This window comes from Brasilonema bromeliae SPC951, assembly GCF_012912135.1.
GTDB classification, from domain to species: Bacteria; Cyanobacteriota; Cyanobacteriia; order Cyanobacteriales; family Nostocaceae; genus Brasilonema; species Brasilonema bromeliae.
Genome location: NZ_QMEB01000392.1, coordinates 1 through 2,253, shown reverse-complemented (window position 1 = coordinate 2,253; position 2,253 = coordinate 1). Strand labels below are relative to the sequence as shown.

Annotated in this window: 3 protein-coding genes; 1 reads left to right on the top strand and 2 read right to left on the bottom strand. The window is 40.3% G+C overall.

The annotated features are described in order from the left end of the window. On the top strand, nt 1-197 hold a 197-nt coding region (locus DP116_RS28810; RefSeq protein WP_211173562.1), incomplete at its 5' end, for a hypothetical protein. Between the two features lie 99 nt (nt 198-296). On the opposite strand, the gene DP116_RS27945 is transcribed toward DP116_RS28810, so the two are convergent. After that, a complete protein-coding gene (locus DP116_RS27945; protein WP_246275837.1) occupies nt 297-779 on the bottom strand; it encodes an RNA-guided endonuclease InsQ/TnpB family protein in 483 nt (160 codons plus the stop codon). Between the two features lie 300 nt (nt 780-1,079). Next, on the bottom strand, nt 1,080-1,799 hold the full coding sequence (locus tag DP116_RS27940) for a response regulator (protein ID WP_169158210.1): 720 nt from the start codon (nt 1,797-1,799) through the stop codon (nt 1,080-1,082). Nucleotides 1,800-2,253 lie beyond the last annotated feature (454 nt).

The window sequence follows — 2,253 nt, the reverse complement described above, 5'->3', positions numbered from 1 at the left end:
TGCACGTAGTTTTGGTTTTGACATCCATATTTCCAGGTGCAAGATGTGAGTTAAGACACAATATCTATTTCTTATTTCTTAAAGAGCAGCACAACCTAATTGTGGACTGTAGAGCTTTAGCTCTTTTTAATTTCAAAGAATTTTTGCAAAACTTCAAGAGTTGGATTGTTTCACCACTCAAGAAACTGTTCGGATGACTGATATGAAACCTAGCACGCACGTTAGAGGAAGTGCAAATTGACACTCCCCATGCCTAAAGGCAAGGGGATTCTTGCGTCACGGGGATTCCAATGAATTTACCCGAAGCCGCGCATCTTGACCGTATGCCCTACGGCTGCAAGTCCGCGTATTGCGACTATTTGAGCGGCTGCAACGTCTCTATCGGTTGTATAGCCGCAATGTGAACAAACATGAGTACGCTCTGACAATTCTTTTTTACCTGTCTCGGTTCCGCAGTTTGGGCAAATCTGACTTGTTTTTCGTGCATCTACTTTCTGAAAATAGACATCGCGTTTGAAACAAGTTTGTTCAAGAATGTTGAAGAACTGACCAAATCCGGCATCTAGGCAATGTTTACTTAACATTCCACGAGATAACGCGACAAGGTTTAAATCTTCAACAAATACCATTCCCGCATCGTTACAGATTTGATGAGACAGCTTTCTATGAAAGTCTTTACGACTGTTGGCAACGTACTCATGCAATAAAGCAACTTTCTTTTGTGCTTTGTGCCAATTATTCGAGCCAATACGTTTTCTGGAAACGCGCTGTTGCAGCAATTTAAGCTTGCGTTCGGCCTACAGCAATTCTAATAATCGTCAGGATGGTTTTTAGGACGGGGAATAAATTCCCCTGCCGCTACACCCCCATAGCTAGAAGCTAGGGGCACTGCGGCGAATAATTTCGGTAGACCTGTAGAGTGTTGGACCTGTTGTTAATCATTCAATCTGTGCTCAGATTGTGACTGGGATTGGCAAAACTCTACAGTGCATTTCCTCTTGAGAGTAGGGTGCTGAGTGTGTGATTTAGATTGGGCTAATGTGATAACTGACCAGACTCAATCCAAATACGCATATGGTTTACGCTACTAAGCCGGAACGTAAAGCTCGAACAGCAGCTTGGGTACGATCATCGGCACAAAGTTTATTTAGGATGTTGCGAACGTGAGTTTTAACGGTACCAACTGTGATGTATAGTCTCTCAGCAATCTGTCCGTTACTACATCCTGCTACAATCAACTCTAGAATCTCTAGTTCTCGTTGTGTGAGTGGATAAGTTTCCAAAACTTGCTCGTACTCTGATGGCAGCGCTTCGATTTTGACAGTTTTAGGCTGATCAGATTGCTGAGTTTCTGGAATACCTTGCCGCATTTGCTGCAATACTACGTTGGCGATCGCCGGATCAATCCAGGAGTTTCCTGTATGAGTTGCTTGAATTGCTTCCGTCAACTTATCAATGCTTGTATCCTTCATATAATAGGAGTCAGCTCCGGCTGCAAAAGCAGCAAGTACTGCATCCTCTGAATGATCCATGGTTAAAACAAGGATTTTCGTTGCTGAATCACCCGTCTGTTTTTGGAACTCTCTAAATCTTCGGGTGAGTTCAATCCCATCAATATCGGGCAAACCAAGATCCACAACAGCTACATCTGGCTTAGCTGTTTCCAAAAGTTTTAGTCCTTTCGTTCCGTTTGGTGCTTCACCAATCACTCTAAGTGTGCTGCTCGACTGTAATGCAGCCTTTAGCCCCATTCTAGTCAGGTCATGATCCTCAATTAAAACAATACTAATTTCACTCATAGTTACACTCGCTACTCTAGGGAATTGCATCTGTCAAACTCTGACAATTTGCAGATTGTTTTTTTTATTTTCCAAAACCAAAGATAGATGATATTTTATCAAACTTGCATCCACCGATAGAAATAAGGAGTTTTTTATCTTCTTGTTATTTTATACAGACAAATATCTAGCTTGGGATATATGGGTAATTTCTCAAAAATTTTCAAAGTTAGTCGCATAATTGTACAAATTTCGACTGATACTCCTTATGAGGATGCAAAACCGATTGACTAGACAAATGAAACTTATGAGATTTAACTACAGTTTGTGTCTTTCCTGACAAGTAAGCTAGAGTTAGTTATTTGTTACCAGTCTAAAACGAATAAATAACAACAAATGATTTTTTTTATCAAATCATAATTAAACTTAATTGACAAACAAAACTTTTCATGTAGAAAAATGATAAGTATACTTC